Raw genomic sequence first — 25,830 nt, 5'->3', positions numbered from 1 at the left:
CTCTTCTGTAGAGCCGAGCCCATGCTCGGCTGCTCTTCGCCAAACGCAGCCGAGCATGGGCTCGGCTCTACAACAGTGTGGCGGCTACCGGCAGCGTGCGCTCACCTGCAGCACCGCCGCACGCAGCAGATCCCGGTCGGCTTCATCGACGGCATTCTGGAAATAATCCATGTCCTGCTTGCCGAGCTCGCACGGGTCGACGATATATCCGGGGGGCCACAACCCCAGCAACTGGGCCACACCGTGCACGATCTGCTCCGGGGTCATCTGCCGGCGGATGCGGAAGTAGTTGCGGCGCGGCGCGAACGCGGGATGCACCTCGCGGCGACCGATCAAGCGGGGAGCGACACCTGCGGCGCTGATGCCGTCACCACCGTCGATACTGCCCGCAGGCAGACCCAGGATCAGTGGCGCCGCAGCAGTCGGCTCATCCACGGCAGGCAGGGCGGTATCTGCCTGTACAGCAGGGGCAGGGCGGGGCATCACCGATGCGGCCGGACGCGTCATCGGCGTTGAGGGCATGGCGGGCTGTTGGGGCATCAGCCGCGGCTGTTCCGGTGGCAGCCAGCGCAACGAAATCCGTGGTCCGTCGTCGCTACGCAGTTCGATCCGGCCGCTGCCCATCAGCCACAGCGCCAGCACGCCATGCACCAGCAGCACCACCAACCAGGCCGCCAAGCGCGGCAGCTTCGGGGAATCAGACCACGGCAGCGCAACGGCAGTCATCGGCGAAGCATCCGTGCAAGGACCGGTGGCGCAGGCTAGCGGACGGCCGGAAAAATTTCGTTGGCATCGGTGTCGGCTGAAACCATCGCCCCGTGTGGCACCCACCGCGTGGCAGAATCGGTCGATCCGCCGTTACCCGCCTTGCCGATGTCGACGATCACCGCTGCTGCGCCACCCGTGAATTCTCCCCGCCGTGTCCTGCTGGCCAGCCTGATCGGCACCACCATCGAGTTCTTCGATTTCTACATCTACGCCACGGCGGCGGTGCTGGTGTTCCCTCACCTGTTCTTCCCGGAAAGCAGCGACCAGGCTGCATTGCTGCAGTCGCTGGCGACCTTCGCGGTGGCCTTCATTGCGCGCCCGGTCGGCTCGGCGGTGTTCGGCCACTTCGGTGACCGCATCGGCCGCAAGGCCACCCTGGTGGCCGCGCTGCTGACCATGGGCCTGTCCACGGTCGCCATTGGCTTGTTGCCCACCCATGCGCAGATCGGCCTGTGGGCCCCTGCGCTGCTGGCCCTGTGCCGCTTCGGCCAGGGCCTGGGGCTGGGCGGGGAATGGGGTGGGGCGGTGCTGCTGGCCACCGAGAACGCACCGCCGGGCAAGCGCGCCTGGTACGGCATGTTCCCCCAGCTCGGCGCGCCGATCGGCTTCCTGCTGTCGGCGGGTATCTTCCTGTTGCTCGGTCGCTGCCTGGGCCAGGACGATTTCCTGCAGTGGGGCTGGCGCATTCCGTTCGTGGCCAGCGCGTTGCTGGTCGGGCTGGGCCTGTGGGTGCGCCTGAACATCCACGAGACGCCGGATTTCAAGCGCGCGCTGGAGCGCAAGGCGCCGGTTCGCCTGCCGATGTGGACGGTGCTGCGCGACCATCCGCTGCCGATGCTGCTGGGTACGCTGGGGGCGTTCGCCACCTTCGTGCTGTTCTACCTGATGACGGTGTTCAGCCTCGGCCACGGCACCGCCGTGCTTGGCTACAGCCGCGAACAGTTCCTGCTGATGCAGATGGTGGCGATGCTGTTCTTCGCCGCCGGCATTCCGCTGTCGGCACGCTACGGTGACCGCTGGGGCACGCGCCGCACGATGGCCATCGCCAGTCTGCTGATCATCGGCTTCGGCGTGCTGTTCGCACCGCTGTTCCAGCCCGGCAGCCCATGGCTGGTACTGACGTTCCTGTGCCTGGGCCTGTTCCTGATGGGGCTGACCTACGGTCCCTGCGGTACCTTCCTGGCCGAGATCTACCCGGTGGAGGTGCGCTACACCGGAGCCTCGCTGTCGTTCAACCTGGCGGGCATTCTTGGTGCTGCCCCCGCGCCGTACCTGGCCACCTGGCTGGCCGAGCGCTACGGGCTGGTCGCGGTCGGCTACTACCTGTGCCTGACCGCGGTGATCACCCTGTGCGCGCTGCTGGCGTTGCAGCGCCGGCAGCGCTGATCAGCCGAAGAAACGCTTGAGCGTGCGGCCCAGCCAACCGCCGCTCTGGTGCTCGCGCGCAAACTGGTTCAAGTGCTGCTTGACCTGTTCGGCATAGGCCTGGTCGTCGCCACGGATGTGGTTGAACAACCAGCGTGAGAGCATGGTACGCAGCTCGTCGCTGATGTCTTCGCCGGCCTGGAAGCGCATGCGGTACTCCGATACCCGTTTGATGAAGACCTCATGCACGCGCTTGTGCGCGGCACAGAACGGATAGCCCGCTTCCTCCATCAGCTCTTCTTCGAACGCGAAGTGGGACATGGTGTAGTCCACCACCTCGTCGATCACTTCACCCACCGCGGCACGCTGCAGGCTGGCCTGGGCCACGTGCAGGTGGTTGAGCATCTCGATGATGCGGCGGTGTTGCTGATCGATCACATCGATGCCGATGTTCAGATCGTCCTGCCAGACCAGTAGTGCCATCCCCGGCTCCCCTTCATGCTGATGTCGGGGCCGACTGTAGAGGCGCTGCCCGCAGGCGGCGTTGATCTGGATCAAGGCATTCCCGTCATGACAGCGCAGCCTCCCGTGGGCGCAGCGGGCTGGCCACCGTGGTGCAGCTGACCCGGTTGCGGCCACCGGCCTTGGCCAGGTACAGCTGGCGATCGGCCTCGGAGATCAGCCGGTGCAGCGCATCGCGCTGCGGACGCAGGCAGCACAGGCCGATGCTGACCGTCATGCGCAGGGTGGCGCTGCCGATGTCCACTTCCAGTGCAGCGATGCGCTGGCGCAGCTCCTCGAAATAGAGCAGGGCCTCGTCCTGTTCCATGTCCGGCACCAGCAGGCAGAACTCCTCGCCGCCGAAACGTGCGATCAGGTCCTGGCTGCGCGCGTGGTCACCGACGGCACGGGCGACCGCCCGCAGCGCATCGTCGCCGGCTTCGTGGCCGTGGGTGTCGTTGATGTGCTTGAAATGGTCGATGTCGATCATCGCCACCGCCACGCATTGACCGTGCAGTTGCAGCTGCGGCAACTGGCGCTGGCTCTGTTCCAGGAAGCAGCGGCGGTTGGGCAGGCCGGTGAGGAAATCGCGGGTAGCCAGGTCCTGCAGCGTGCCGATCAGCTCCAGTTGGTCGACGTTCTGCGAGACCCGGCAGAAGAACTCTTCGCGCGAGAAGGGTTTGCGCAGGAAATCATTGGCACCGTTCTTCAGGAAGCGCGGGATCAGCGACGCATCGGTATTGCCGGAGATGCCGATTACCGCCACCTTGTCGCGCGAGCGCAGGGTGCGCAGCCGGCGGGTGAACTCCACGCCCTGCATGCCCGGCATTTCCTGGTCGACCACGGCCAAGCGGATCGCCGGATGTGCTTCGATCGCCGCCAGGCCTTCAGTGCCATCAGCTGCTTCGTACACCTCGTGGCCATACATGCGCAGCAGGGCGGCGGCATAGCCGCGCGCGGACGGCGAGTCGTCCACCACCAGCGCGGCGATGCGCCGGTTGCGTTCCAGGCGCTGCACCAGCCACACCAGGTAGTCGATGCTGCCGGGGGTGTTCTTCAGCACGTAGTCGATGATCTGCTGCTGCAGCACGCGCTTGCGCAGGTCCTCGTCGTACACGCCGCTGACCACCACGGTAGGCAGGTTGCGCTTGAGGAAGAACTCGACCACCGCGTCGCGGTCGCCATCGGCCAGTACCAGCCCGGTCAGCACCAGGAACCAGCCGTCCTCGGCGCTGAGCAGGCGGTCGGCCTCCGCCAGCGAGCTGGCCACCACCACCGGCAGCTCCAGGCGTTGCTCGATTGCCTCGCGCAGCATGCCGGTGAACGCGCGCGAGTTTTCCACCAGCAGGATCCGCTGAGGCAGGGGATCGGTCAGGTCGCCATCCAGAGCGGCCTGCGACAGGACGGGCATGATGCGGTGGCTCATGTGGGAAAGTCTTGGCACGGATAGCGGCGGTTTCGGGCGTAACTTTAGGACGAAAACGTCCATTCCCGTTGCCTGGCCCATTGATTGGATGGGAAGCGGTTAGTATCTGCTGGAGGTTCCCGACGTTAACTTCGACCAGGAGGTCAATGTGCGATTTTCATGTATTGGTGCGGCTACTGGATTCCTGATGCTTGCCGCTGCCCCGGCAATCGCGGGCGGTCCGTCGGATTTTCATGGAAAGCCGTTGGCTACGGCTGGATTGGGGCAGGCAAGCCCCGCCGCGATCAATCTCAGCCAGGACCCCAGCTGGCAGCTGTATGGATTCCAGCGTGACGGCATCACCTATCTGCAGGTGAATGATCTGCTCGGAAACGTGCAGCTGATCATCGGCAATGCCGGCGGTACCTATTGGGTGTTGCCGGCAGGCAACAATGCGGCCCGGGTTTCGCTGCCCCAGCAGCAGATCCAGATACCGGCAGGGGCCAGCCGTTCGCAGATCTACAGCGGCGGTGATTTCTCGCTGGTGCGTTATCGCAGTGGCGGCGACGTCATCTGGGCAGTTGAAACGCCGTAAAGAGGGTGAAGTGCGCGGCGGCGTCGGGATCTCCCGCGCCGCTGCGTTTGCCGCGATGGGCGTGGCCGAAGCACGGTGTACGGCAGGGCAGGCCTTTTGGCGGATACCAGGCCGTCAGGCCTGGGTCTGCGAGCTTCCCTGCCCGAAGGCCGCCACGTGATCCATGGCGTTGAACGATGCCATGCCGAGGGCAGCGGAATCACCTGTTTCCACCATCGCCATCCGTATCCGGTTCCGACGGCACTGCACTGTCCCGCCGTAGGCAATCGTCCGGCCAGCCAAGCGCTCGACCGTGGCGGTGACCGTGGACGGCGACAGGCTGCGGTATGAATCCAGCAGCGCGACGGTCATCAGGATGCCGCGGCGTCCACCTGCCTGGCCGCAACGCACGCGGATACGGATCTGGCCTGATTCACTGTTGAGCAACAGTGAAACGGCATCGGTGAGGGCGCGATAGGCGGCCAGCTGCAGGCCGACACTGAGCTGGCAGGGATCACCGAGCAGGCGGGGGCGCATCACCCGATGGCTCAGTTCCCAGGTTTCGCGTACGCCCCCGGCCTGCAGGGCGACGTAGAGTCCAAGATGTTCCAGCGCTGCGGGGTAGACCATGCTGGTCTGTTCCCGGAACTGTCGTGAATGGACCGAAGCCATGTGCAGGAGACTGTTCGCTATCGTGGGATGGCCCTGTGCATTGAGCCAGTTCACCACCTCGCTGAGCGAGGTATCGATGCCGTCCCCCAGCTTCCTCAGGTGCCGCGCGCGCTCACGGAGATCAAGCTCGCTTGCCACCAGTGAATTGCGCGCATGCTTGAGGGCATCTCTTTCACCCACTTCTCCCAAACGCGAGCGATGGTAGTAGTGGGTGATGCGCGACCCAAGCACCAGCAGTGCCGCGCCGGTGACCGCCATGATCTGCTGGGTCGCGAAGGCGGCTGGATCGAACGCACCCGTATAGGGGCTGGGTGTGGTCAGGCCAATGATCAGGTTGAGCGACGGCACGCCGATCGCCGCACCCCGCCAGCCGTACAGGCAGGTAAGCACGACCACCGGCAGCGCCATCAGCAGCTGCATCGACGTCTTGGCGTTGACTTCATCCAGGGGCAGCTGCGCGGCATAGAGACCAATCATCGCCATCACCGTAAGGGCAGCGAGTGCGGGCGGGGCAAAGCCTGATGTCCACCGGGCGTTGCCGGTCCGCCGTGTCCACAGCAACGCGAGCGGCGCCAGGGTCAGAATGCCGATGAAGTCGCCAACGACCAGGCGTGCGATGCTGGCAAGCACCGGCATCTCCGGTGGTGTCGGCCACAGAAGGTGAGCCAGCATCAGATTGAGCGCGGTGACCACCAGCGCCGAAGCCGCCGCGACTGAAATCAGCCACGCATTCTTCGTGGTCGCCATCATCTTCCGGTGCAGATGCACGATCAGCATCACGGCAGGCATCAGCAGTGCCGAACCGAGCACGATCCAGGCCAGCCCATACTTCCCGATCATTGGCACGCGCATCTGCGCAAAGTAGGCGTATTCACCCAACAGCAGATACGGCCACCACCGGGGGGGGAGCAGCAGCACTGCAGCGACGCGGACGCCGGCGGGCAGATAGAACTGGTCGAGCGACAACTGGCGCGACGCCCAGCATGCAATGGCATACAGCAGTGCAAGGACCAGCCCTGCCGGGCGGATACGCAACTTCAACTGCAGGCCTTCATTCCACCAGTTCAATCGCACTTCTCCCTCGAGTACGTTCCCTGTCAGCATCCATTCGCCGCGGGACCCGGTTCTGAGGGACGGTATCGGCATGAATTGGATAATGCAATTGCCGATGCGATCTGCCGATCAAATGAGAATTCCGTCACGCCCTACTGCGTGAATGATCTTCACACATTGAGAAGGGCCAGAAACCGCCGGCGCTTCGGAACATCCGTGTGTCAGATCACGCTTTCACCACAGCGCATCGCGCAGCTTGTACCAGGACATGGCCGCCACCAGCAGTGGCATGCGCAGCAGGCGTCCACCGGGGAAGGGCGCATGCTGCAGGCGTTGGAACACCTCCAGGCGCTCGCTCTGGCCGGCGATGGCCGCGGCGATGACCTCACCGGCCAGACCAGCTGCCGCAACGCCATGGCCAGAGAAACCCTGAGCGAAGTACAGATTTCCATCCAACCTGCCCCAGTGCGGGGCGCGGTTGCGGGTGATATCCACATAACCGCCCCAGACCTGCTGCAGCGGGATGTCGGCCAACTGCGGGAACACCTGGTGCATGCGCCGCTGCATCACCCGGTGCAGGCCCGGCGGCGGCAGCGCGGAGTAGCTGGCACGGCCGCCGAACAACAGGCGGTGGTCATGGCTGAGCCGGAAGTAGTCCAGTGCCCAAGCCGTGTCGGAGACCGCCATGTTGTTGCCGATCAGGGCGCGGGCGCGCTCGGCACCCAACGGCGCGCTGGCACCGATATAGGTGCCCACCGGCATGATGCGCCGTTCCAGCTCAGGCACCAGTCCCTGCAGCAGGGCGTTGCCGGCCACCACCAGCTGCGGCGCGCGCACGCTGCCGTGGTCGGTATGCAGCGCCGCAGGTGTGCCACGTTGAATGCGTGTTACCGGCGATGCTTCGTGGATGACCACGCCGGCCGCGCGTGCGGCATCGGCCAGCCCGCGTGCATAGGCCAGCGGATGCAGGTGCGCGCTGAGCGGGTCGAACATCGCTGCGCGGTAACGCGGGCTGTCCAGCTGCTTACGCAGGGTATCGCGCGGCCACCACTGCATCGGGTAGTCGTAGTGCTGCTGCAGGTGCTCGCAGTTGGCGCGCAGCACCTGCTCGTGGCGTGCACGGATGGCAACGCTGGCATGGCCCTCGACCCAATGGCAATCAATGCCATGCCGGTCGATACGTGCGCGCATGGTCTGTACGGCGTCGCGCGACCAGTCGAACAGATGGCGTGCGTCATCGCGGCCGAGCTGGCGTTCCAGTTCGTCGACTTCACAGCCGTAGCCGACCAGTGCCTGGCCGCCGTTGCGGCCTGAGGCACCCCAGCCGATCCGCTGCGCTTCCAGTACCACCACGCGCTGGCCGCGCAGGGCCAGTTCCAGCGCGGCGGTGAGGCCGGTATAGCCGGCGCCCAGCACCGCTACATCGGCATGCAGTTCACCGCGCAGCGGCGGCAACGTGGGCGGTTCGGGAAGGCTGCTGGCGTACCAGCTCGGCGGGAAGGCGGCACTCACCGGCGGCCTCGCAGATGCAGGAAAGGGCGTCGCAGCGGGGCAGGGCGGTCGGGCTTCACACCGCTAGTCTGGCCCAAGCGGAGCGCCTGTGGTGTGACGGCAGCAGCTTGCTGTTGCCGGTGCCGGGCGGGTAACGTGATTGCACGCCAAGGAGTTTCCCCATGCGTCGCCTGCCCTGGGTGGGCCTGCCCACCGACAGCACCGTGCTCGGCCATCATCGTTTCGCGGTGGCCGGGGAAAAATATGTGCGTGCCTTGGTTGACGCTGCCGAGGCAACGCCGCTGGTGCTGCCGAGTCTGCAGCCGCCTCTGCCCGTACGGGATTGGTTGCAGGGCCTGGATGGCCTGCTGCTCACGGGGGCGATCAGCAACATCGAGCCGCAGCACTACGAGGGCGGCCGTTCCTGGCAGGGCAACCCGCACGACCCGGCCCGCGATGCCACGGCGTTCGCGCTGTTGCACGACGCGCTGGCGATGGATCTGCCGGTGCTGGCGATCTGCCGCGGTTTCCAGGAATTGAATGTGGCACTCGGCGGCACGCTTCATCCGCAGGTGCATGCGGTGCCTGGCCTGGGCGACCATCGCGAAGATCCACAGGCGCCGGTGGAGGTCCAGTACGGGCCGGCCCATGCGATCACTCTGGCCGATGGCGGTTGGCTGGCACAGTGGTCTGCCGACGTTCGGGTACAGGTCAACTCGGTACACGGGCAGGGCATCGCGCGGTTGGCTGAAGGCCTGCAGATCGAGGCCCGGGCCGATGATGGCCTGGTTGAGGCAGCACGCAGCCAGCGCCATCGATTCGTGCTCGGCGTACAGTGGCACCCGGAGTGGCGTGTCATGCAGACGCCGTTCTATCACGCTATTTTCCGTGCATTCGGCCAAGCTTGCCGGCAGCACCAACAGAATCGACTGGAATCCCCATGAGTTCGCGAACGCGCCCGCGCAAGACGGCCACGCCCCCGCCCCCGCAGGAAAGCAGCCTGCTGCGCTGGCTGAAGGAGCGGCGCATCACCGAGGTCGAATGTCTGGTTCCGGACATCACCGGCAATGCGCGCGGCAAGATCATCCCGGCCGACAAGTTCTCGCACGATTACGGCACGCGCCTGCCGGAGGGCATCTTCGCGACCACGGTCACCGGCGAATTCCCGGACGACTACTACGACCTGACCTCACCGTCGGACTCGGACATGATCCTGCGCCCCGACCCGGACACCGTGCGCATGGTGCCGTGGGCGACCGACCCGACCGCGCAGGTCATCCACGACTGCTACACCAAGAACGGCGAGCCGCACGAACTGGCGCCGCGCAACGTGCTGCGGCGGGTGCTGGATGCCTATACCGAGCTCGGCCTGCGACCGGTGGTTGCGCCCGAGCTGGAGTTCTTCCTGGTGCAGAAGAACACCGATCCGGATTTCCCGCTGCTGCCCCCGGCAGGCCGCTCGGGGCGCCCGGAAACGGCGCGGCAGTCGTACTCGATCGACGCGGTCAACGAGTTCGACCCGATCCTCGACCTGATGTACGACTACTGCGATGCGATGAAGCTGGACGTGGATACGCTGATCCATGAATCCGGCGCGGCGCAGCTGGAGGTCAACTTTACCCACGCCAATGCGATGGACCTGGCCGACCAGGTATTCCTGTTCAAGCGCACCATGCGCGAGTCGGCGATGCGCCACGGGGTGTATGCCACGTTCCTGGCCAAGCCGATGGAGAACGAGCCGGGCAGTGCGATGCACATCCACCAGAGCCTGCTGCGCATCAGCGATGGCCAGAACGTGTTCACCGGCGAGCACGGCGGTGAGGATTTCAGCCCGTTGTTTGCCCACTATCTGGCCGGCCTGCAGAAGTACGTGCCGATGGCCATGGCCTTTTTCGCGCCGAACGTGAATTCCTACCGGCGCCTGGTGTTTGGCGAAGTCTCGCCGAGCAACGTGCACTGGGGCTTCGACAACCGCACCTGCGGGCTGCGGGTACCGCTGGACACGCCGGAGAACATGCGGGTGGAAAGCCGCTTCGCCGGTTCCGATGCCAACCCGTACCTGGCGATGGCGGCGACCCTGGCCTGTGGCCTGCTCGGCATCCGCGAGCGCCTGGCGCCGGATGCACCGGTGACCGGCAGTGCCAAGGAGCTGGGCTACGACCTGCCACGTTCGCTGGGTGAGGCGCTGGACGGGCTGGAGCAGTGCAGCGAGCTGCAGGCGCTGCTCGGCGAGCGCTTCTGCCGTGCCTACACCTCGGTCAAGCGCAAGGAATACGAGACCTTCTTCCGCGTGATCAGTTCGTGGGAACGGGAGTTCCTGCTGCTGAACGTGTGAAGGCCGCGAATAGAAAAATCCGTCGCCGGGGGGTAGGCTGGCACCCGTCGCCGGCCAGGCCGGCCCCCTTTCCGCATTTTTCCGCATTCTGGAGCACCCGATGAAGCTGCGTATCCTCACGCTCGGCCTGGCCTCTGCCATGCTTTCCGCCTGTAGCGGCGGCAACGGCGGCGGACAGGACAGCCAGGTCCTGAACGTCTACAACTACAGCGACTACATCGCCGAAGACACCATCCCGAACTTCGAGAAGCAGAGCGGGATCAAGGTCACCTACGATGTGTTTGACAGTGACGAGATGGTCGAGACCAAGCTGCTGGCCGGCAACAGCGGCTACGACGTGGTGGTGCCAACGCTGAACTTCTTCGGCCGGCAGATCCAGGCCGGTGTGTTCCTGCCGCTGGACAAGTCGAAGATCCCCAACCTTGCCAACCTCGACCCGGCAGTGATGAAGCGCATCGCCACCCAGGATCCGGGCAACCAGTACGGTGTGCCGTACATGATCGGCACCACCGGCATCGGCTACAACGTGGACATGCTGAAGGAGCGTTTCGGTGGCAGCGCCGACATCGCCAACAGCTGGGACCTGGTGTTCAAGCCGGAGAACATCAGCAAGATGAAGGATTGCGGCGTGACCATCCTGGACACGCCGGCGGACATGATTCCGATCGCGCTGCACTACCTCGGCCTGGACCCGCACAGCGGCGATCCGGCCGACCTGCAGAAGGCGGCCGAGCTGCTGAAGTCGATCCGCCCGTACGTGCAGAACTTCCACTCCTCGCAGTACGTGGGGTCGTTGGCCAACGGCGGTACCTGCCTGGTGGTGGGCTGGTCGGGCGACATCATCCAGGCCCGTGACCGTGCGGCCGAGGCCAGCAATGGTGTGCACGTGGCCTACTCGATTCCCAAGGAAGGTGCGCCGCAGTGGTTTGACATGCTGGCCATCCCGAAGGATGCCAAGCACCCGGAGGCGGCCTACGCGTTCATCAACTACCTGCTGGAACCGAAGGTAGCTGCGGCCAACACCAACTTCATCCACTACGGCAACCCGGTACCGACCGCCACCCCGCTGGTGGACGAGGCGATCCGCACCGACCCGACCATCTACCCGCCAGCCGACGTGGCCGCGAAGATGTTCACCTATTCGATCAACACGCCGGAGACCGACAAGCTCTACACCCGGCTGTGGACCGAGGTGAAGACCGGCCGCTGAGCGGCCCCGGTAGCGCCGGGCCATGCCCGGCCGCTGCCTTACCCTGCGTCGGAGCCGGTACTGCCGCTCCGGCCAAGGTGATGCAGGATGGCGGGCAACAGGTCGCGCGCATCGCGACCGCCATTGCACAGGAACGACGAGCTCATCCGCTGCAGGTTGTGCATGCCGATGAAGAACAGCCCGGGTTGCGGGGAGACACCGAACTCGCCGAGCGGGTAGCCGTGTTCGTCGAGCACGCCGGCCACATCCAACCATGGCCATTCGGCGACGAATCCGGTGGCCAGCACCACCGAATGGATGCCTGCCGCCTGCAGATCCAGTTCGCGTGGCGAAGGGGCGGGCTCCCAGTGCAGGTACACCTCCTCGGGAATGTAGCGGGCGTCGTCCGTGCGCGGTTCTGGCCGGGTTGCGTAGTAAGCGCTGGCCAGTGAATCGAGATAGGCGTACTCGGCCCGCGTCGCTTCGATCGCGGTGCGCAGCTGCGGGCGGACATCGGCGAAACGGGCGAGGCCCTCGACGACGCTGTGCAGCCGGCCCAGCAGGGTGATGCCTTCGCGGTGCATCGCCAGCAGGCTGATCGAGCTGCCCCTGCCCGTGGCGCCCTTGCCGGAAATCAGGGGGAATTCTGCGGTCCTGGCCTTGCGCAGCGCATCGGGCTCTCCGGCCAGTACCCCGGCCGATTCACTCACGTGCTGATGGATACGCCCGGCCATGTCCCACCAGGTCATCGAGTCCTTGCCACGCAGCCGGCGCGTATGCGAATGACGCTCGGCCAACGACCAGTACACGCGGCGCCCGCTGCTGCGCAGGTCCTGGGCGATCTGCGCGCCGGACTGGCCGCCGCCGATGACCAGCACCGCGCCGTCGACAAGCTGTTGGGCATTGCGGTAGTTCCCGGAGTGCAGCACCGCCAGCTCCGGTCGCGGCGCAAACGGAACCCTTGGCATCCGGGGGCGGCGGTATTCACCGGTGGCAACCACCACCGCGCGTGCGTTGATCGCCCCCTGGTGGGTTTCGATGGTGTAGCCGCGGGCTTCGCGCGTGACCCTGAGCGCCGCACACCCCTCATCGATCGGCAATGACCGCTCGCCGGCGTAGTCGCGCAGCCGCCGGATCACTTCCGGTGCGGCCATGAATCCCTCCGGGTCAGCGCCGGCATAGGCGTAGCCATGCAGGGCCATCGTCGCGTTGGCGGTATTGGTCTGGAAGGAATCCCAGCGTCGCCGCCAGCTGGCGCCCACGGTTTCGGCTTCCAGCACGCGATGGTCGACGCTGGCCTCCTGCAGGGCTGCGCTGAGTGAAAGCCCTGCCTGGCCGGCGCCGATGATGACCAGGTCCAGCCCATGGGCTGGCGGCCCCAGGTGTTCGGCAGGAGCGGGAGGGAAGCAGTCAGCTGGGGGTATCACGCGTGTTCGTCCATGGCGGGCTTCGGTCCAGCAGATTGCGCCGGGGAGACGGTGGGCGATCAACGCTTCCCGTTCTGAAAAATGTTGCAGATTGCGGGCGCCACCGTGGCACTTGGCAGAGACGGCCGCCAGAGGCGGGGCAGGGAGGCGCGCCGTGGGCACAGGCGCGCCATTTGCGGGCGGAATCCGACACCTGATCCGGGCTCGGGGCCGGTCGCCGCCAATGCCGCCCGTCGCCGTCATATCCCCTTCGGCCCCCGGCCGCTAGAATGGCGGCCGCTGTCCACCGCCCGCTCCCGGAGCCCCCATGCCCGTTGAAGCCCAGCCGGAAGCCGCCGTCGTCGAAGCGACGGGTGTGCCCGGCTATCTCTCCATTCGTGATCTGCGCAAGGAATTCGATGGCTTCGTCGCCGTCGACGACGTCAACCTGGACGTCCGCAAGGGCGAGATATTCGCCCTGCTGGGCGGCTCGGGCAGCGGCAAATCGACCCTGCTGCGCTGCCTCGGTGGCTTCGAGACGCCCACCAAGGGCAGCATCACCGTCGATGGCCAGCGGATGGACGCGCTGCCGCCGTACCAGCGGCCGGTCAACATGATGTTCCAGTCCTACGCCCTGTTCCCGCACATGACCGTGGAGCAGAACATCGCGTTCGGCCTGAAGCAGGACGGGCTCGGCCGCGAGGCCATCGGCAAGCGTGTCGGCGAGATGCTTGACCTGGTGCAGATGGGCCACCTGGGCAAGCGCAAGCCGCACCAGCTGTCCGGCGGCCAGCAGCAGCGCGTGGCGCTGGCGCGGTCCCTGGCCAAGGGGCCCAAGCTGTTGCTGCTGGACGAACCGATGGGCGCGCTGGACAAGAAGCTGCGCTCGCAGATGCAGCTGGAACTGGTCAGCATCATCGAATCCTCGGGCGTGACCTGCGTGATGGTCACCCACGACCAGGAAGAAGCGATGACCATGGCCACGCGCATCGCGGTGATGGACGCTGGCTGGATCCAGCAGGTCGGCAAGCCCGACGAGGTCTACGAGCAGCCGGCAAACCGCTTCGTCGCCGAGTTCATCGGTTCGGTCAACCTGTTCGACGGGGTGATCGACGAGGACCTGCCCGAATACGTGACCGTGCGCTCGCCGTTGTTCCCGGCGCCGGTCTACATCGCCCACGGCATCACCTGCTATGAAGGGCAGCCGGTCGCGTTCGCGCTGCGCCCGGAGAAGGTGATGATCGGCAAGGACGAGCCGGAAGGGCACACCAACAAGGCGCAGGGCGTGATCGAGGACATCGCCTACTTCGGCAGCCATTCGGTCTACCACGTGCGCCTGCCCAGCGGTGCCAAGGTGCTGGCCAACTTCGCCAACTCGCAGCGCTGGGCCAGCGACGGCCTGACCTGGGGTGACGAGGTGTGGGTGCACTGGCGCGACAACGACGGCGTGGTGCTGACCTCATGAGCACGGCTGGCCTGAAGCGCTGGTTGCCGGGCACGCGTGCCACGGTCATCGGCATTCCGTACCTGTGGCTGCTGCTGTTCTTTGCTGTGCCGTTCCTGATCGTGCTGATGATCAGCTTCTCGCACAGCCGGGTCGGCTCGCCGCCGTACACCTGGCTGCTGCAGTACGTCGATGGCGCGTTCTCGCTGAAGTTGAACCTGGAGAACTACCTGGCACTGTTCCGTGATTCGATCTATGCCCAGGCGTTCCTGAGTTCGATCAAGATCGCGGCCATTTCCACCTTCCTCACCCTGCTGATCGGCTACCCGATGGCCTATGCCATCGCCCGCCTGTCGCCGGCCGCGCGCAATGTGGCGATGATGCTGGTGGTGCTGCCGTCGTGGACCTCGTTCCTGATCCGCGTCTATGCCTGGAAGGCCATCCTGGACCGCAACGGCCTGCTCGACCAGTTCCTGCAGTTCACCGGCCTGCAATCGCTGATGACGTCGATGGGCCTGCCGAAACTGCAGCTGATCGACACCCCGACTGCGGCCTACATCGGCATTGTGTACTGCTATCTGCCGTTCATGGTGCTGCCGCTGTACGCCAACCTGGTCAAGCATGACCACCGCCTGCTGGAAGCGGCCTACGATCTTGGCGCCAGGCCGTGGCAGGCGTTCCTGCGCATCACCCTGCCGCTGTCGAAGGCGGGCATCATCGCCGGCTGCATGTTGGTGATGATTCCGGCGATCGGCGAATTCGTGATCCCGGAAATGCTCGGTGGCTCGGAAACGCTGATGGTTGGCCGCCAGTTGTGGAACGAGTTCTTCAACAACCGCAACTGGCCGGGGGCCTCGGCGATGGCAGTGGCGATGATCCTGCTGCTGCTGGTGCCGATCCTGCTGTTCAACCGATCCCAGCAGCGTCTGCTGGAAGGGAAGCAGGCATGAGCCCGCGTGCTGCCAAGGGCCTGGGGCTGGGCGTGCTGCTGCTCGGCTTCGCCTTCCTGTACCTGCCGATCCTGCTGTTGATGTTCTATTCGTTCAACAGCTCGCGGTTGGCCATGGTCTGGGCCGGCTTCTCCACCCGCGCCTACAGCGACCTGTTTGCCGACCGCGCACTGATGGATGCGATGTGGACCAGCCTGGTGGTCGCGTTCTGGACCGCCTGTACCGCCACCGTGCTCGGCACCCTGGCGGCGATGGTGATGACCCGCTTCAAGCGCTTCCGCGGCAAGCCGTTCTTCGGTGCGCTGGTGACCGCGCCGCTGGTGATGCCGGACGTGATCCTCGGCTTCTCGTTGATGGCACTGCTGGCCTCGATGGGCGCGATTCCCGGCTTCCCGGCGCGTGGCCTGGCCACCATCTGGATCGCCCACGTCACCTTCACCCTGTGCTTCGTCACCGTGGTGGTGTCATCGCGCCTGCAGGAGATGGACCTGTCGCTGGAAGAAGCCGCGATGGATCTCGGCGCGAGCCGGTTGACCGTGTTTGGCCGCATCACCCTGCCGATCATCGCGCCGGCACTGGTGGCCGGTTGGCTGCTGGCGTTCACCCTGTCGCTGGACGACGTGGTGGTGGCCAGCTTCGTCGCCACGCCTGGCTCGACCACGCTGCCGATGAAGGTGTTCGCGTCGGTGCGCATGGGTATCAGCCCGAAGATCAATGCGCTGGCCACGCTGCTGGTGTCGGCCGTGTCGATCGCCGCGGTGATTGGCTGGTACATCAATGCGCGCGCCGAGAAACGACGCCAGCGCGACCTGCAGCTGGCACGCCAGGACAACGGCTGAGCCGGCAACATCCGGCTCACGGCGGCCGGCGCACAATGGGGGTCACCCTGATGGAGACCCCCCGATGACCGTCGAGATCATCAACCCGGCCACCGGCCAGGTGACCTACCGCCATGAACTGATGGACGCCGCTGCCATCGAGCAGCGCCTGCAGGCGGCAGCCGAAGCCTTCCCGCGCTGGGCCGAGCGCTCGTTGCAGGAACGTGGGGCGATCCTCAAGCAGATCGCTGGCCAGCTGCGTGCGCGCCGCGACGACCTGCAGCAGGCCATGACCAGCGAAATGGGCAAGCTGAAGGTCGAGGCGTTGGCTGAAGTCGAGAAATGCGCGGGCACCTGCGAGTTCTATGCCGATCACGCCGCCGACTACCTGAAGCCGCAACTGATCGATACCGAGGCGCAGCGCAGCTACGTGCGCTATGAGCCGATCGGCTGCGTGTTCGCGGTGATGCCATGGAACTTCCCGATCTGGCAGGTGTTCCGCTTCCTCGCCCCTGCGTTCATGGCCGGCAACGTGGCGCTGCTCAAGCACGCCAGCAACGTGCCGCAGTGCGCCGACCTGATCCTCGCCGTGTGCGGTGACGGTGGCCTGCCCGAGGGTGTTTTCGATGTGCTGCACATCGACAACGACCAGGCCGCCGATGTGCTGCGCGATGCACGGGTGAAAGCCGTGACCCTGACCGGCAGCGAGCGGGCAGGGCGCTCGATCGCGTCCAACGCCGGCAGCCAGTTGAAGAAGTCGGTGATGGAGCTGGGCGGCAGCGACGCCTTCGTGGTGCTCGATGATGCCGACCTGGACAAGGCGGTGGCCGCTGCAGTGAAGTCGCGCTTCGACAACAGTGGCCAGACCTGCATCGCCGCCAAGCGGTTCATCGTGGTGGATGCAGTGGCCGATGAGTTCACCCGGCGTTTTGTCGAGGCCGCAGCCGAGCGCCAGTACGGCGACCCGAACGAGCGCGACACCACGCTGGCGCCGATGGCCCGTGCCGACCTGCGCGACGAACTGCACAAACAGGTGCAGGCCAGCGTCGCCAAAGGCGCACGCGTGCTGATCGGCGGTGAACCGGTTGCTGGCAGCCACGCCGGCTATCCGGCCAGCGTGCTCGACAAGGTGGGGCCGGGCATGCCGGCCTATGACGAAGAACTGTTCGGGCCGGTAGCCGCCGTCATCCGGGTCAAGGATGAAGCGGAGGCGCTGCGCGTGGCCAACGATACCCGCTTCGGCCTGGGCGGCAGCGTGTGGACGCGTGACCCGGTGCGCGGTGAGTCCTTCGCCCAGCGCATGGAATGCGGCGCGGCCTTCGTCAACGCCATCGTCAAGAGCGATGCGCGGTTGCCGTTCGGTGGCAGCAAGGAATCAGGCTTTGGCCGTGAACTGGCCGACCACGGCATCCATGAGTTCATGAACATCAAGACCATCTACGTGGCTTGATGGATCGTCCAATGCGCCACGACAGGTACGCTAGGGGTCGACCGTCGTGGCCTACCGGTCTGGTGGGTATCGACCCAATGCGCCACGACCAACGGTCGTGGCCTACCGGTCTGGTGGGTATCGACCGTTGGTCGATACGCCTTTATTACAACCACTTCACCCGCTTGAACAGCCGGTACAGTCCCACGCAGATGCCGCCGACGCCGACGATCATCAGCGGGTAGGCCCACGGCTGGTTCAATTCCGGCATGTGGCTGAAATTCATGCCATACCAGCTGGTGATCAAGGTCGGCGCGGCCAGCAGCGCAGCCCATGCACCCAGCCGCTTCACCGTCTCACCCTGGGCCAGGGTCACCAGTGACAGGTTCACGCTCAGGGCCGTGCCCAGCATCTCGCGCAGGGTGTCGATCACATCGCTGATGCGTACCGCATGGTCGTGTACATCGCGGATGTACAGCTTCACTTCATCCGGGAACAGTTCGCCTTGGTAGCGGCGCAGCTGCGCCAGCACATCCTGCAGTGGCGCCACCGCCATCCGCATCTTGTTCAACTCGCGCTTGAGCTCATACAGGCGCACCACGGTACTGCGCTTGTAGCTGTCGGCGAAGATGTCCTTCTCCAGCAGTTCCAGGGTGTCGCGGAAGCGGTTGGTGATGGGCAGGTAATTGTCCACCACGAAATCGGCCACGGCGTACAGGCAGTACGACGGTCCCATCTTCAGCAGTTGCGGTTCGCGCTCCACGCGTGCGCGCACCGGCGCGTACGACAGCGAGGCGCCATGGCGCACGGTCACCAGGAACCGCGGGCCGAGGAAGGCATGGGTTTCGCCGTACTGGATGCGCTCGTCGACCATCTGTGCGGTGGTCACCACCACGAACAACGAGTTGCCGTAGGCCTCCACCTTGGGGCGCTGGTGCGCGTTGCGCGCATCCTCGACCGCCAGGTCGTGCAGGCAGAACTCTTCCTGCAGCTTCAGCAGGACATCTTCATTCGGGTCGTACAGGCCGACCCAGACGAAGCCGTTGTTGCTGGCAATGACATCACTGATGGCATCCAGGCTGATGTCGTGGCGTTTGCCGTCGTCATCGTAGTGGACGCAGTTGATGACGCAGGTGGGATTGGCTGCGGCGGATGCGGCAGCAGGGGCGGGCAGTGGGGCGGGCAATGACATGCCCGCCATCGTGCGTCAGTGCTGCGTTTCCGACAAGTGAGGACGGCGCCCCAGCACCCACGCCAGCGCAGCGTGGACCGGCAGCAGCAGCACGATCCACTGCACGTTGTACTGCGCCTGCAGGCTCAGCCAGTGCAGCACCAGCGCGGCCACGGCCTGTACCGCCACCAGCCACAGCACGATCCTGAACATGCGGCCGGGCACGCGCCGCCGCAACAGGCTGATCGCCCCCGGCACCAGCAGCAGGCACAGCGGCGAGAGCAGCAGCAGGTTGCGGTTGGCCCAGGCGGCATAGTGCGTGCTGAAGCCCCACAGGAACACCAGCAGGCCGCCGGCGATCGTGCACAGCAGCCACAGCGGCAAGGCCAGGCCGGCCAGCAGGCGCGGACGGTTGCGCAGTGCCAGCACGCCCGCCGCAATCACCAGGCCACACAGCAGCCACGGCCACCAGCGGCGCGCGAATTCCTTCGGCTCGGGGTCGATGCGGTGCGGCAGCAGTTCCTGCTCGGACTGCACCAGCGGACGACCATCACTGTTGCGGGCTTGCCGCAGGGCATCGGCCAGGCGCATCGGCACGAAGGCTTCCTGCCAGCGCGACAGCGGCTGGTCGGCAAACGGACCCAGGCCGATATCGAAGCCCAGCCACATCCACGGGGCCGGAGACGCCAGCCGTACCGACTCGCTGCGATAGGTGTTGCCGCGCGAACGGCCCGACAGCTGTGAATGCAGGCCGCCGCCCAGTGCCTTGTCCAGCGTGTCGCGCACCATCGTCGCGCAGTTGGCGGTGTAGTAATCGTAGTGGTAGCGCGCGTTTTCCGGCTTGGCCCGCTCGGCCAGGTCGGCGGCCAGCGAGCGCGCCTGGTCAGGGGTGATATCCAGCCACTGTACGCTGGCGCCGCGGCCGGTCTCATCGTAGTACGACAGGTCCTGCTGCAGCGGCAGGGCCACCAGGTAATACATCATGTCGCCACGCACGAAGCGGCCGATGAAATCCTGTTCGGACGGATCGAAGTAGCCGAAGTTGTACGAGATCGCCTCGCCGCTCAACGGGTCCAGCACGACGATGGCATCGTGGCCGAAGCGCTCGAAGAACACGGTGCCCGGCTGCATGGTGACCACGCCGACACGCGGGGCTGGGGCATCGCTGGCCGTCGAAGCGGCCGGCGGCGGCGCCTGCGCGAACGCAGCCAGTGGCAGGGCCGTGGCCAGCAGGCATACCGCCAGCCACAGGATCAGGATCAGGCCACGGTGCTTCAAGCGTCGTCCTGCGCGTCCGGTGCCAGCACCGTCACATGGAAGGCCTGGACCCGGCGCGCATCGGCGCGGGCCACGCGGAAGGTGAAGCGGTCCAGTGCCAGTTCATCGCCGACTTCCGGCAGATGGCCGACGGCTTCGGTCACCAGGCCGCCGATGGTGTCGTAATCCTCGTCGGAGAAGCTGGCACCGAAGCGCTCGTTGAAGTCGCCGATCGGCGTCAGCGCATCGACCACGTACTGGCCGTCTGCCTGTATGGCGATCTGTGCGGAAGGGTCTTCAGCTTCATCGTGCTCGTCGTCGATGTCGCCGACGATCTGCTCCAGGACGTCTTCGATGGTGACCAGGCCGGCGACACCACCGTACTCGTCCACCACGATCGCCATGTGGTTGCGCGACAGGCGGAATTCCTTCAGCAGCACGTTGAGCTTCTTCGCCTCCGGAATCAGCACCGCCGGGCGCAGCAGTTCACGCACGTTGCCTGGACCGTTGTCGGCCACCACGCCGCGCAGCAGGTCCTTGGCCAGCAACACGCCGAGGATGTCGTCCTTGTTCTCGCCATGCACCGGGAAGCGCGAATGGCCGGATTCGACCACCTGCTTCATCAGGTCCAGGAAGGGCGCTTCGACCGGCAGCGAGACCATCTGCGAACGCGAGATCATCACGTCGCCCACGGTCAGCTCGGCTACCGAAATGGCGCCTTCCATCATCTTCAGGGTATCGGCGGCGATCAGACCCTCTTCCTGCGCGGTGTGCAGGACAGCGACCAGCTCGTCGCGGGTGTGGGGTTCGCCGGAAAAAGCGGACGTCAGGCGTTCAAGCCAGCCGCGCTTCTTTTCACTGTGCTCCACGAAGGAGCTACTACTGTCGTCTTCTGACATCTCTGGAAAAAAGGCACCCGGCAGGCCGGGCGATGGCTCCAGTCTAGCAGGATGTGGGGGCCTGTCAGTGACCCTCGCCAGCCGGGGCGGCGGCGGCCGGGCCTTCGTCCTCGGCCGGCAGGTCCAGGCTGTAGGTGCAGCCGGCCAGGGTCTTGCCCGGGTGGGTGGCGACGGTGGATACGCTGAGGATGATCGATTCGATCTGTGCCTCCCCGGTCTTCGGGTCGGTCACATCGCGGCTGACCAGCTCGCGCCCGGCCATGAACTTTCCGTCCTGGTCGTAGCCGGTCTCCAGGGCCAGCTGCCTGGCCAGCGGCCTCGGGTCGGCCTGGTCGAGCACGGCCATGATGCTGGCGCCGGCCACGGCCACGCGCTCGGTCTGCTGGCCGAACACGGTGATCGGGCTGGCCAGGCGGTACTCGCTCATGAACTGGTTGCCCTGCGGCAGCGGCTGCAGTCCGTGGGCCACGGCTTTCAGCGGGTCGGCCAGCAGGGGGGCCAGTGCGGCGTGTTCAGTCACGCCCTGGCGGCACTCGATCAGTGCAGGCAGGTCCAGCGGCGCAGCGGAAGCGGCTGGGGCGACGACCAGGAGCATGGGCAGGAGACGCAGCGGTGACATGGCGGGAGCACCCCGTCGGCAGGAGGGAAGCCGTGCATGGTAACGACGATGCACACGGGCAGCGAGCAGACCTGGCGGGTCAGGGGGGGAATCGCTGGCTGGAGGCCGGCACCCAGTTGATCCGGACCGGGTAGCCCAGTTGCACTTCCAGGTGATCGCGTGCATTGCTCACCGCTGCCCGTGCCGGTTTTTCCTCTTTGACGTCCAACACCAGTTCGCCGGTTCTGACGTCCAGCCCCAGGCCCTCAACCTGAGGGATCTGACTGTGGATCCAGGCGCGTTGCGCCTGCATGCGATGCAGCATCTCCGCCTCGGTCAGGGCAGCGCCGGTACGGAAGTGCACGTGCTGCGGGCCGTCTGCGCCGCCATGTACTTCATCTGCCACCGGTGCATCACCGGTCAGTCGCACCACGATGTGCCAGCCCGGATCGTTGTTCACCCAGATGCCCGCCAGCCGCGCCGCGTACCGGGATTCCAGGCGCTCGATCAGCGCCCGTTGCTGGGCGGTGGCGACGGTGTGGCGGGTGTCCTGCTCGCTGCTGCCGAAGAACGCTTGTAGTTCGGCGACCTTTGCGGCGATGTCGGCCTCACTGTCGCTGGCGGGAAACGGAGAAGGTTGACCAGGATCGGACATCAGGCCCGCCCCGGACTGCAGTAGTGCTGCAAGCAGAAGTGCGGGCAGGGTCATGCTGCGCCCCTCTTCCGTGAGTGCATGGGTCGGGGCCGGTGTCAGCGCTCGCCCGCGTACGGGTCGTCGATGCCGAGCTCGGCCAGGATCTCGCGTTCCAGCTGTTCCATCGCCTCGGCTTCCTTGTCGTCCTCGTGGTCCCAGCCGAGAAGGTGCAGCACGCCGTGTACGGTCAGATGCGCGTAGTGGGCATTGAGCACCTTGCTCTGCTCGTCGGCTTCACGCGCCACCACCGGTGCGCAGATCACCAGGTCACCCAGCAGCGGGAACTTCACGCCCTTGGGCAGGCCTTCCGGCACGTCCGCCGGGAAGCTGAGGACGTTGGTGGCGTAGTCCTTGCCGCGGTAATGGCGGTTCAGGGATTGGCCTTCCTTGGCATCGACTACGCGGATGGCCAGGTCGGCTTCGCGGATGCGGCCCTTCAGTGCGGCGGCGACCCACTTGCGGAAACTCACGGCCGAGGGCAGCCCGGCACGGGGCAGGGCGTAGCTGACGGCTACATCGAGGCGGACGGGACCCTTGGTCATGGCAATACCGGCATTTCAGATCGAACAGGAAGTCACAGTATCGCGCGTGTCGCCGTTCACTGCGACTTCCAGTCGTCGGCTTCGTAGGCAATTTCGATCACCGAGGCCTTGGCCGCACGTGCCTGGATATCGGCCTTCCCGGCCGATGCGTGGCAGTTGTAGCCGTTGTGCAGGGTCAACTGCCTGGCCAACTGGATGGCACCCTGCTCCGGCGCCGCGTCGGGGTCCACATACAGGGTGGTGCTTGCGCAGCTGCCAACGTTGGCTACTTCCAGCGCCGGGATCAGGCTGCGCGTGGCGCGGTCAGCGAGGACGTCGAACGCTTCGCGCGGAAGGTCGGACTGGTTGGCCGAGATGCGAAGCTTGAAGAAATGCAGCTGCTTGTAGAACAGATAGCCATTGGAATGCAGCGGCTGGTTGCGGGACACCTGCAGCAGGCTCAGCCGCAGTTTCTCGCCGCGGACCTGTTCGGCCTTGGCATTGGCCAGCACCACCGCCGAGTCGATGTCGTTGGCACCCTTCGCTGGCACTGCTTCGGGCGACAGCGGGAAGGGCTCCCGTCCCAGCTCCTGCAGCTGCGCATAGATGCCGGACGCAACCGCTTGCCTGAGGTCCGCCTGCAGGGCCTGCATGCCGCCGTCCACGGCAACCTGCGGTTCCAACCGGCCCGCCGGATACACGAAAACGCTGATCGTCACCTCTGGGTGCAGGCGACTGCGGTAACTGAATCCGGCCCCCGCCAACCGGTCGTCCGGGTTGTAGCTGCTGCGCACCAGCGTGAAATCCTCCACCTGGTACGGAGCACTCACATAACTGGATTCAACGTACGCCCGCGCTTCGGCGGCCGGCGGCGGAGAGGCGAGTGCAGGGGCCGGCCCGAAGGCCAGCAGGCACAACGACAGCAACAGACCCGGGCGAACCATGACACGTCCTTATGTGCACAGGAGTCCGGAGTGTAGTGTCATTCCGCTCCGGGTTGGATCTGGTGCAGGTCGCGGCGGTCGTAGGCGCTGACGATACGTGCCACCAACGGATGACGGACCACGTCGCGGGCCTCGAAGAAGGTGAAGCTGACGCCCTCTACATCGCGCAGTACGTCGATCGCATCTCGCAGGCCGGACTTCACGTGCTTGGGCAGATCGGTCTGGGTCAGATCGCCAGTGACCACGGCGGTGGAGCCGAAGCCCAGGCGGGTCAGGAACATCTTCATCTGTTCGATGGTGGTGTTCTGCGCTTCGTCGAGGATCACGAACGCATCGTTGAGCGTGCGGCCTCGCATGTAGGCCAGCGGCGCGATCTCGATGACGTTCTTTTCAAGCAGCTTGAGCACTTTTTCCACGCCCAGCATTTCATACAGGGCGTCGTACAGCGGTCGCAGGTACGGGTCGACCTTCTGGCTCAGGTCGCCGGGCAGGAAGCCCAGCTTCTCGCCGGCCTCGACCGCCGGACGGACCAGGATCAGGCGCTGCACCCGCGATTCATTCAGTGCTTCCACCGCGCTGGCCACGGCCAGGAACGTCTTGCCGGTACCGGCCGGGCCGATGCCGAAGTTGATGTCGTGGCTGACGATCTGGTGCAGGTAGCGGCCCTGGTTGGAACCTCGCCCGCGCACGGTTCCGCGCTTGACCTTGATCGCCACGTCCTGCGCTTCGTAGGAACGATCGGCGATCTGCTCGATGTTCGCCGCGTTCAGGCGCAGGTGGATGGCGTGGTTGTCGAAGGTGGTCTCGGCGGCTTCCTCATACAGCGCCTCGATCAGCTTCTGCGCCTCGGCGCTGGCCTCGGCTGGCCCGCTGATGCGGAACACGAAGCCGCGGTTGGCGATTTCCACGCCAAGCTTCAGTTCGATCTGGCGAAGGTGTCCGTCGAACGGGCCGCACAGGTTGGCCAGCTGCGCATTGTCTTCCGGCGACAGGGTGAAGTCTCGATGCTCGATGCTTTTCATTGCTTGGGGTGGGGCGGGGTCGCCGTCCACCGCGATGGCGTCAGGGAACACAAGGGTAGCGCGCAAGACGGCGGGGCGACAGTTCTCCACACCGGGTGTGGACCGGCGCCGAAGAAAGCTGTGGATAGTCCTTCGCAGCGCTTGTGCCACAAGGAAGATGATGTCGTGGTGAAAATTGTGCCAGTGCCTGCAGGGTTCTCCACATGCCGTGTGGACGGTGTTGCCGCCAACCTGTGGATAGGTGGCAGCGAGCCTTGCGGCAGTGGCGTTGCCAGCGGATGGTCAATTATTGATCAGTCCTGATCTGGATCATTGCGGGTACACAGGGGGCGTGGCACGGTGGCGCCATCGGAGGAGGTGGCGCATGACCGTCGGCACGTGGATGCGCAGGATGGGGCTGGTGGGCAGCTGCCTGCTGGTGGGCTGCGGCGAAGCGCCGCCGACGGCACTGGGTACGCTTGAGTGGGACCGGATCAGCGTGCCCGCACCGGCAGCCGAAGTGATCAATGCCGTTGAGGTGGGTGAGGGGCAGGCCGTCAAGGCGGGCGCGCTGCTGATGCGCCTGGACCCCGTTCGCGGCGAAGCCCAGCTCGATGCCGCCCAGGCCGAAACGGCCCGCGCGCAGGCACAACTCGAGGAGCTGCAGGTAGGCCCGCGTGCGGAGCAGATCGCCCAGGCGCAGGCACAGCTCACGGCGCTGCGCGCGCAGGCGGCGGAAGCCACCGCGTACTACCGCCGGGTGCAACCACTGGCCCGTGAGCGGCTGGTGGCTGCCGCCGACCTGGACCGGGCCCGCGCGGCCGCCGACAACGCGGTGGCCAGCGTGCGCGCTGCCGAACAGGCGTGGCTGGAGCTGCAGCGCGGCAACCGTCGTGAGGACATTGCTCAAGGCGAGGCCGCCTCCCGGGCGACGCAGGCACAGGAGGTGGTGCAGGCCGTCAACCTGCAGAAGCTGCAACTTCGCGCGCCGCGCGACGGCGTGGTCGATGCGTTGCCCTACCGGCAGGGCGACCAGGCACCGATCGGTGCGCCGTTGGTGGTGATGCTGGTGGGCCAACGGCCGTATGCGCGCGTGTATCTGCCGCAGCCCTTGCGCCTGCAGGTGAAGGTGGGACAGGGAGCGCAGGTGCAGCTGGACGGTGCAGGCACTGTGTTGAAGGGGCACGTGCGGTCGATCCGCAGCGAGCCTTCCTTTACGCCGTACTACGCATTGACCGGTGATGACGTCTCGCGGCTGAGCTATCTGGCCGAGATCGAGATCGATGACAGTGCCGACATGCAGGCACTGCCCGCCGGGCTGCCGGTGCAGGTGCGCTTCTGAATC

The 25,830-nt window shown here is 65.9% G+C and carries 24 protein-coding genes; 10 read left to right on the top strand and 14 right to left on the bottom strand.

Annotated elements, in window-relative coordinates:
• Positions 1 to 84 precede the first annotated feature (84 nt).
• On the bottom strand, positions 85 to 726 hold the full coding sequence (locus HUT07_RS12490; RefSeq protein ID WP_176021197.1) for a hypothetical protein: 642 nt from the start codon (positions 724 to 726) through the stop codon (positions 85 to 87).
• Positions 727 to 873: 147 nt separating this feature from the next.
• Here HUT07_RS12490 and HUT07_RS12485 point away from each other — a divergent pair, with 147 nt between their 5' ends.
• On the top strand, positions 874 to 2,154 hold the full coding sequence (locus tag HUT07_RS12485; protein ID WP_140226534.1) for an MFS transporter: 1,281 nt from the start codon (positions 874 to 876) through the stop codon (positions 2,152 to 2,154).
• Here HUT07_RS12485 and HUT07_RS12480 read toward each other — a convergent pair whose 3' ends face one another.
• Together HUT07_RS12480 and HUT07_RS12475 are read right to left on the bottom strand one after the other, a co-directional pair.
• Entirely contained in the window at positions 2,155 to 2,616 is a 462-nt protein-coding gene (locus HUT07_RS12480; RefSeq protein ID WP_176021196.1) for a bacteriohemerythrin, read from the bottom strand.
• A gap of 85 nt (positions 2,617 to 2,701) precedes the next feature.
• Positions 2,702 to 4,045, bottom strand: a complete 1,344-nt coding sequence (locus HUT07_RS12475) for a diguanylate cyclase (RefSeq protein WP_176022548.1) — start codon at positions 4,043 to 4,045, stop codon at positions 2,702 to 2,704.
• Positions 4,046 to 4,247: 202 nt separating this feature from the next.
• On the opposite strand from HUT07_RS12475, the gene HUT07_RS12470 reads away from it, so the two are divergent.
• On the top strand, positions 4,248 to 4,634 hold the full coding sequence (locus HUT07_RS12470; protein WP_254898860.1) for a hypothetical protein: 387 nt from the start codon (positions 4,248 to 4,250) through the stop codon (positions 4,632 to 4,634).
• A gap of 114 nt (positions 4,635 to 4,748) precedes the next feature.
• Here the strand turns inward: HUT07_RS12470 and HUT07_RS12465 are convergent, their stop codons facing one another.
• On the bottom strand, positions 4,749 to 6,359 hold the full coding sequence (locus HUT07_RS12465; RefSeq protein ID WP_254898859.1) for an MASE1 domain-containing protein: 1,611 nt from the start codon (positions 6,357 to 6,359) through the stop codon (positions 4,749 to 4,751).
• A 213-nt stretch (positions 6,360 to 6,572) separates the two neighbouring features.
• Positions 6,573 to 7,793: an FAD-binding oxidoreductase gene (locus HUT07_RS12460; RefSeq protein ID WP_254898934.1), complete on the bottom strand. Its 1,221-nt coding sequence runs from the start codon at positions 7,791 to 7,793 to the stop codon at positions 6,573 to 6,575.
• A 218-nt stretch (positions 7,794 to 8,011) separates the two neighbouring features.
• Here HUT07_RS12460 and HUT07_RS12455 point away from each other — a divergent pair, with 218 nt between their 5' ends.
• From HUT07_RS12455 to HUT07_RS12445, 3 genes are all read left to right on the top strand, one after another.
• Entirely contained in the window at positions 8,012 to 8,773 is a 762-nt protein-coding gene (locus tag HUT07_RS12455; RefSeq protein WP_176021192.1) for a gamma-glutamyl-gamma-aminobutyrate hydrolase family protein, read from the top strand.
• Positions 8,770 to 10,164 carry a glutamine synthetase family protein gene (locus HUT07_RS12450; RefSeq protein ID WP_025875326.1) on the top strand — a complete coding sequence of 465 codons (1,395 nt, stop codon included), beginning with the start codon at positions 8,770 to 8,772 and terminating at the stop codon, positions 10,162 to 10,164. Before HUT07_RS12455 ends, HUT07_RS12450 begins: the two co-directional genes overlap by 4 nt.
• Before the next feature lie 100 nt (positions 10,165 to 10,264).
• A complete protein-coding gene (locus HUT07_RS12445; protein ID WP_176021191.1) occupies positions 10,265 to 11,374 on the top strand; it encodes a polyamine ABC transporter substrate-binding protein in 1,110 nt (369 codons plus the stop codon).
• A gap of 38 nt (positions 11,375 to 11,412) precedes the next feature.
• On the opposite strand, the gene HUT07_RS12440 is transcribed toward HUT07_RS12445, so the two are convergent.
• Complete coding sequence (locus HUT07_RS12440; protein WP_176022547.1) at positions 11,413 to 12,816, bottom strand: NAD(P)/FAD-dependent oxidoreductase; 1,404 nt, start codon at positions 12,814 to 12,816, stop codon at positions 11,413 to 11,415.
• A 271-nt stretch (positions 12,817 to 13,087) separates the two neighbouring features.
• Here HUT07_RS12440 and potA point away from each other — a divergent pair, with 271 nt between their 5' ends.
• The 4 genes from potA (at position 13,088) to HUT07_RS12420 (ending at position 17,421) form a co-directional block, all read left to right on the top strand.
• Positions 13,088 to 14,224: a polyamine ABC transporter ATP-binding protein gene (potA, locus tag HUT07_RS12435; protein ID WP_089239975.1), complete on the top strand. Its 1,137-nt coding sequence runs from the start codon at positions 13,088 to 13,090 to the stop codon at positions 14,222 to 14,224.
• On the top strand, positions 14,221 to 15,153 hold the full coding sequence (locus tag HUT07_RS12430; protein ID WP_176021190.1) for an ABC transporter permease subunit: 933 nt from the start codon (positions 14,221 to 14,223) through the stop codon (positions 15,151 to 15,153). Before potA ends, HUT07_RS12430 begins: the two co-directional genes overlap by 4 nt.
• Entirely contained in the window at positions 15,150 to 15,992 is an 843-nt protein-coding gene (locus HUT07_RS12425) for an ABC transporter permease subunit (protein ID WP_176021189.1), read from the top strand. The genes HUT07_RS12430 and HUT07_RS12425 overlap by 4 nt, the downstream gene beginning before the upstream one ends.
• 64 nt (positions 15,993 to 16,056) lie before the next feature.
• Positions 16,057 to 17,421, top strand: a complete 1,365-nt coding sequence (locus tag HUT07_RS12420; RefSeq protein ID WP_176021188.1) for an NAD-dependent succinate-semialdehyde dehydrogenase — start codon at positions 16,057 to 16,059, stop codon at positions 17,419 to 17,421.
• 145 nt (positions 17,422 to 17,566) lie between these two features.
• Here HUT07_RS12420 and HUT07_RS12415 read toward each other — a convergent pair whose 3' ends face one another.
• From HUT07_RS12415 to HUT07_RS12380, 8 genes are all read right to left on the bottom strand, one after another.
• On the bottom strand, positions 17,567 to 18,601 hold the full coding sequence (locus tag HUT07_RS12415) for a magnesium and cobalt transport protein CorA (protein WP_176021187.1): 1,035 nt from the start codon (positions 18,599 to 18,601) through the stop codon (positions 17,567 to 17,569).
• A gap of 6 nt (positions 18,602 to 18,607) precedes the next feature.
• Complete coding sequence (locus tag HUT07_RS12410; RefSeq protein WP_176021186.1) at positions 18,608 to 19,849, bottom strand: DUF4105 domain-containing protein; 1,242 nt, start codon at positions 19,847 to 19,849, stop codon at positions 18,608 to 18,610.
• A complete protein-coding gene (locus HUT07_RS12405) occupies positions 19,846 to 20,727 on the bottom strand; it encodes a transporter associated domain-containing protein (RefSeq protein ID WP_176021185.1) in 882 nt (293 codons plus the stop codon). The genes HUT07_RS12410 and HUT07_RS12405 overlap by 4 nt, the downstream gene beginning before the upstream one ends.
• A gap of 64 nt (positions 20,728 to 20,791) precedes the next feature.
• A complete protein-coding gene (locus HUT07_RS12400) occupies positions 20,792 to 21,346 on the bottom strand; it encodes a hypothetical protein (RefSeq protein WP_176021184.1) in 555 nt (184 codons plus the stop codon).
• A 79-nt stretch (positions 21,347 to 21,425) separates the two neighbouring features.
• The gene (locus tag HUT07_RS12395; protein WP_176021183.1) at positions 21,426 to 22,034 is read right to left on the bottom strand and encodes a hypothetical protein; all 609 of its coding nucleotides are present in this window, start codon (positions 22,032 to 22,034) and stop codon (positions 21,426 to 21,428) included.
• A gap of 41 nt (positions 22,035 to 22,075) precedes the next feature.
• Positions 22,076 to 22,561, bottom strand: a complete 486-nt coding sequence (ybeY, locus tag HUT07_RS12390) for an rRNA maturation RNase YbeY (RefSeq protein WP_176021182.1) — start codon at positions 22,559 to 22,561, stop codon at positions 22,076 to 22,078.
• Positions 22,562 to 22,617: 56 nt separating this feature from the next.
• The gene (locus HUT07_RS12385) at positions 22,618 to 23,484 is read right to left on the bottom strand and encodes a hypothetical protein (RefSeq protein WP_254898858.1); all 867 of its coding nucleotides are present in this window, start codon (positions 23,482 to 23,484) and stop codon (positions 22,618 to 22,620) included.
• Between the two features lie 38 nt (positions 23,485 to 23,522).
• Positions 23,523 to 24,506 (bottom strand): PhoH family protein, encoded by a 984-nt coding sequence (locus tag HUT07_RS12380; protein ID WP_176021181.1) that lies wholly within the window; start codon positions 24,504 to 24,506, stop codon positions 23,523 to 23,525.
• Positions 24,507 to 24,870: 364 nt separating this feature from the next.
• On the opposite strand from HUT07_RS12380, the gene HUT07_RS12375 reads away from it, so the two are divergent.
• Positions 24,871 to 25,827, top strand: coding sequence for an HlyD family efflux transporter periplasmic adaptor subunit (locus HUT07_RS12375; RefSeq protein WP_176021180.1), 957 nt, complete (start codon positions 24,871 to 24,873; stop codon positions 25,825 to 25,827).
• Positions 25,828 to 25,830 lie beyond the last annotated feature (3 nt).

It is taken from the genome of Stenotrophomonas sp. NA06056 (genome assembly GCF_013364355.1).
In the GTDB taxonomy this organism is placed as follows: Bacteria; Pseudomonadota; Gammaproteobacteria; order Xanthomonadales; family Xanthomonadaceae; genus Stenotrophomonas.
Note: the sequence above shows the minus strand (reverse complement) of the source record. Positions and strands in the feature narration are given on the sequence as shown.

Coding starts and splice junctions, on each gene's coding strand:
- HUT07_RS12490 (WP_176021197.1), bottom strand. CDS start 726: ATGACTGCCGTTGCGCTGCCGTGGTCTGATTCCCCGAAGCTGCCGCGC.
- HUT07_RS12485 (WP_140226534.1), top strand. CDS start 874: ATGTCGACGATCACCGCTGCTGCGCCACCCGTGAATTCTCCCCGCCGT.
- HUT07_RS12480 (WP_176021196.1), bottom strand. CDS start 2,616: ATGGCACTACTGGTCTGGCAGGACGATCTGAACATCGGCATCGATGTG.
- HUT07_RS12475 (WP_176022548.1), bottom strand. CDS start 4,045: ATGCCCGTCCTGTCGCAGGCCGCTCTGGATGGCGACCTGACCGATCCC.
- HUT07_RS12470 (WP_254898860.1), top strand. CDS start 4,248: ATGCTTGCCGCTGCCCCGGCAATCGCGGGCGGTCCGTCGGATTTTCAT.
- HUT07_RS12455 (WP_176021192.1), top strand. CDS start 8,012: ATGCGTCGCCTGCCCTGGGTGGGCCTGCCCACCGACAGCACCGTGCTC.
- HUT07_RS12450 (WP_025875326.1), top strand. CDS start 8,770: ATGAGTTCGCGAACGCGCCCGCGCAAGACGGCCACGCCCCCGCCCCCG.
- HUT07_RS12445 (WP_176021191.1), top strand. CDS start 10,265: ATGAAGCTGCGTATCCTCACGCTCGGCCTGGCCTCTGCCATGCTTTCC.
- potA (WP_089239975.1), top strand. CDS start 13,088: ATGCCCGTTGAAGCCCAGCCGGAAGCCGCCGTCGTCGAAGCGACGGGT.
- HUT07_RS12430 (WP_176021190.1), top strand. CDS start 14,221: ATGAGCACGGCTGGCCTGAAGCGCTGGTTGCCGGGCACGCGTGCCACG.
- HUT07_RS12425 (WP_176021189.1), top strand. CDS start 15,150: ATGAGCCCGCGTGCTGCCAAGGGCCTGGGGCTGGGCGTGCTGCTGCTC.
- HUT07_RS12420 (WP_176021188.1), top strand. CDS start 16,057: ATGACCGTCGAGATCATCAACCCGGCCACCGGCCAGGTGACCTACCGC.
- HUT07_RS12415 (WP_176021187.1), bottom strand. CDS start 18,601: ATGGCGGGCATGTCATTGCCCGCCCCACTGCCCGCCCCTGCTGCCGCA.
- HUT07_RS12405 (WP_176021185.1), bottom strand. CDS start 20,727: ATGTCAGAAGACGACAGTAGTAGCTCCTTCGTGGAGCACAGTGAAAAG.
- HUT07_RS12400 (WP_176021184.1), bottom strand. CDS start 21,346: ATGTCACCGCTGCGTCTCCTGCCCATGCTCCTGGTCGTCGCCCCAGCC.
- HUT07_RS12395 (WP_176021183.1), bottom strand. CDS start 22,034: ATGACCCTGCCCGCACTTCTGCTTGCAGCACTACTGCAGTCCGGGGCG.
- ybeY (WP_176021182.1), bottom strand. CDS start 22,561: ATGACCAAGGGTCCCGTCCGCCTCGATGTAGCCGTCAGCTACGCCCTG.
- HUT07_RS12385 (WP_254898858.1), bottom strand. CDS start 23,484: ATGGTTCGCCCGGGTCTGTTGCTGTCGTTGTGCCTGCTGGCCTTCGGG.
- HUT07_RS12380 (WP_176021181.1), bottom strand. CDS start 24,506: ATGAAAAGCATCGAGCATCGAGACTTCACCCTGTCGCCGGAAGACAAT.
- HUT07_RS12375 (WP_176021180.1), top strand. CDS start 24,871: ATGACCGTCGGCACGTGGATGCGCAGGATGGGGCTGGTGGGCAGCTGC.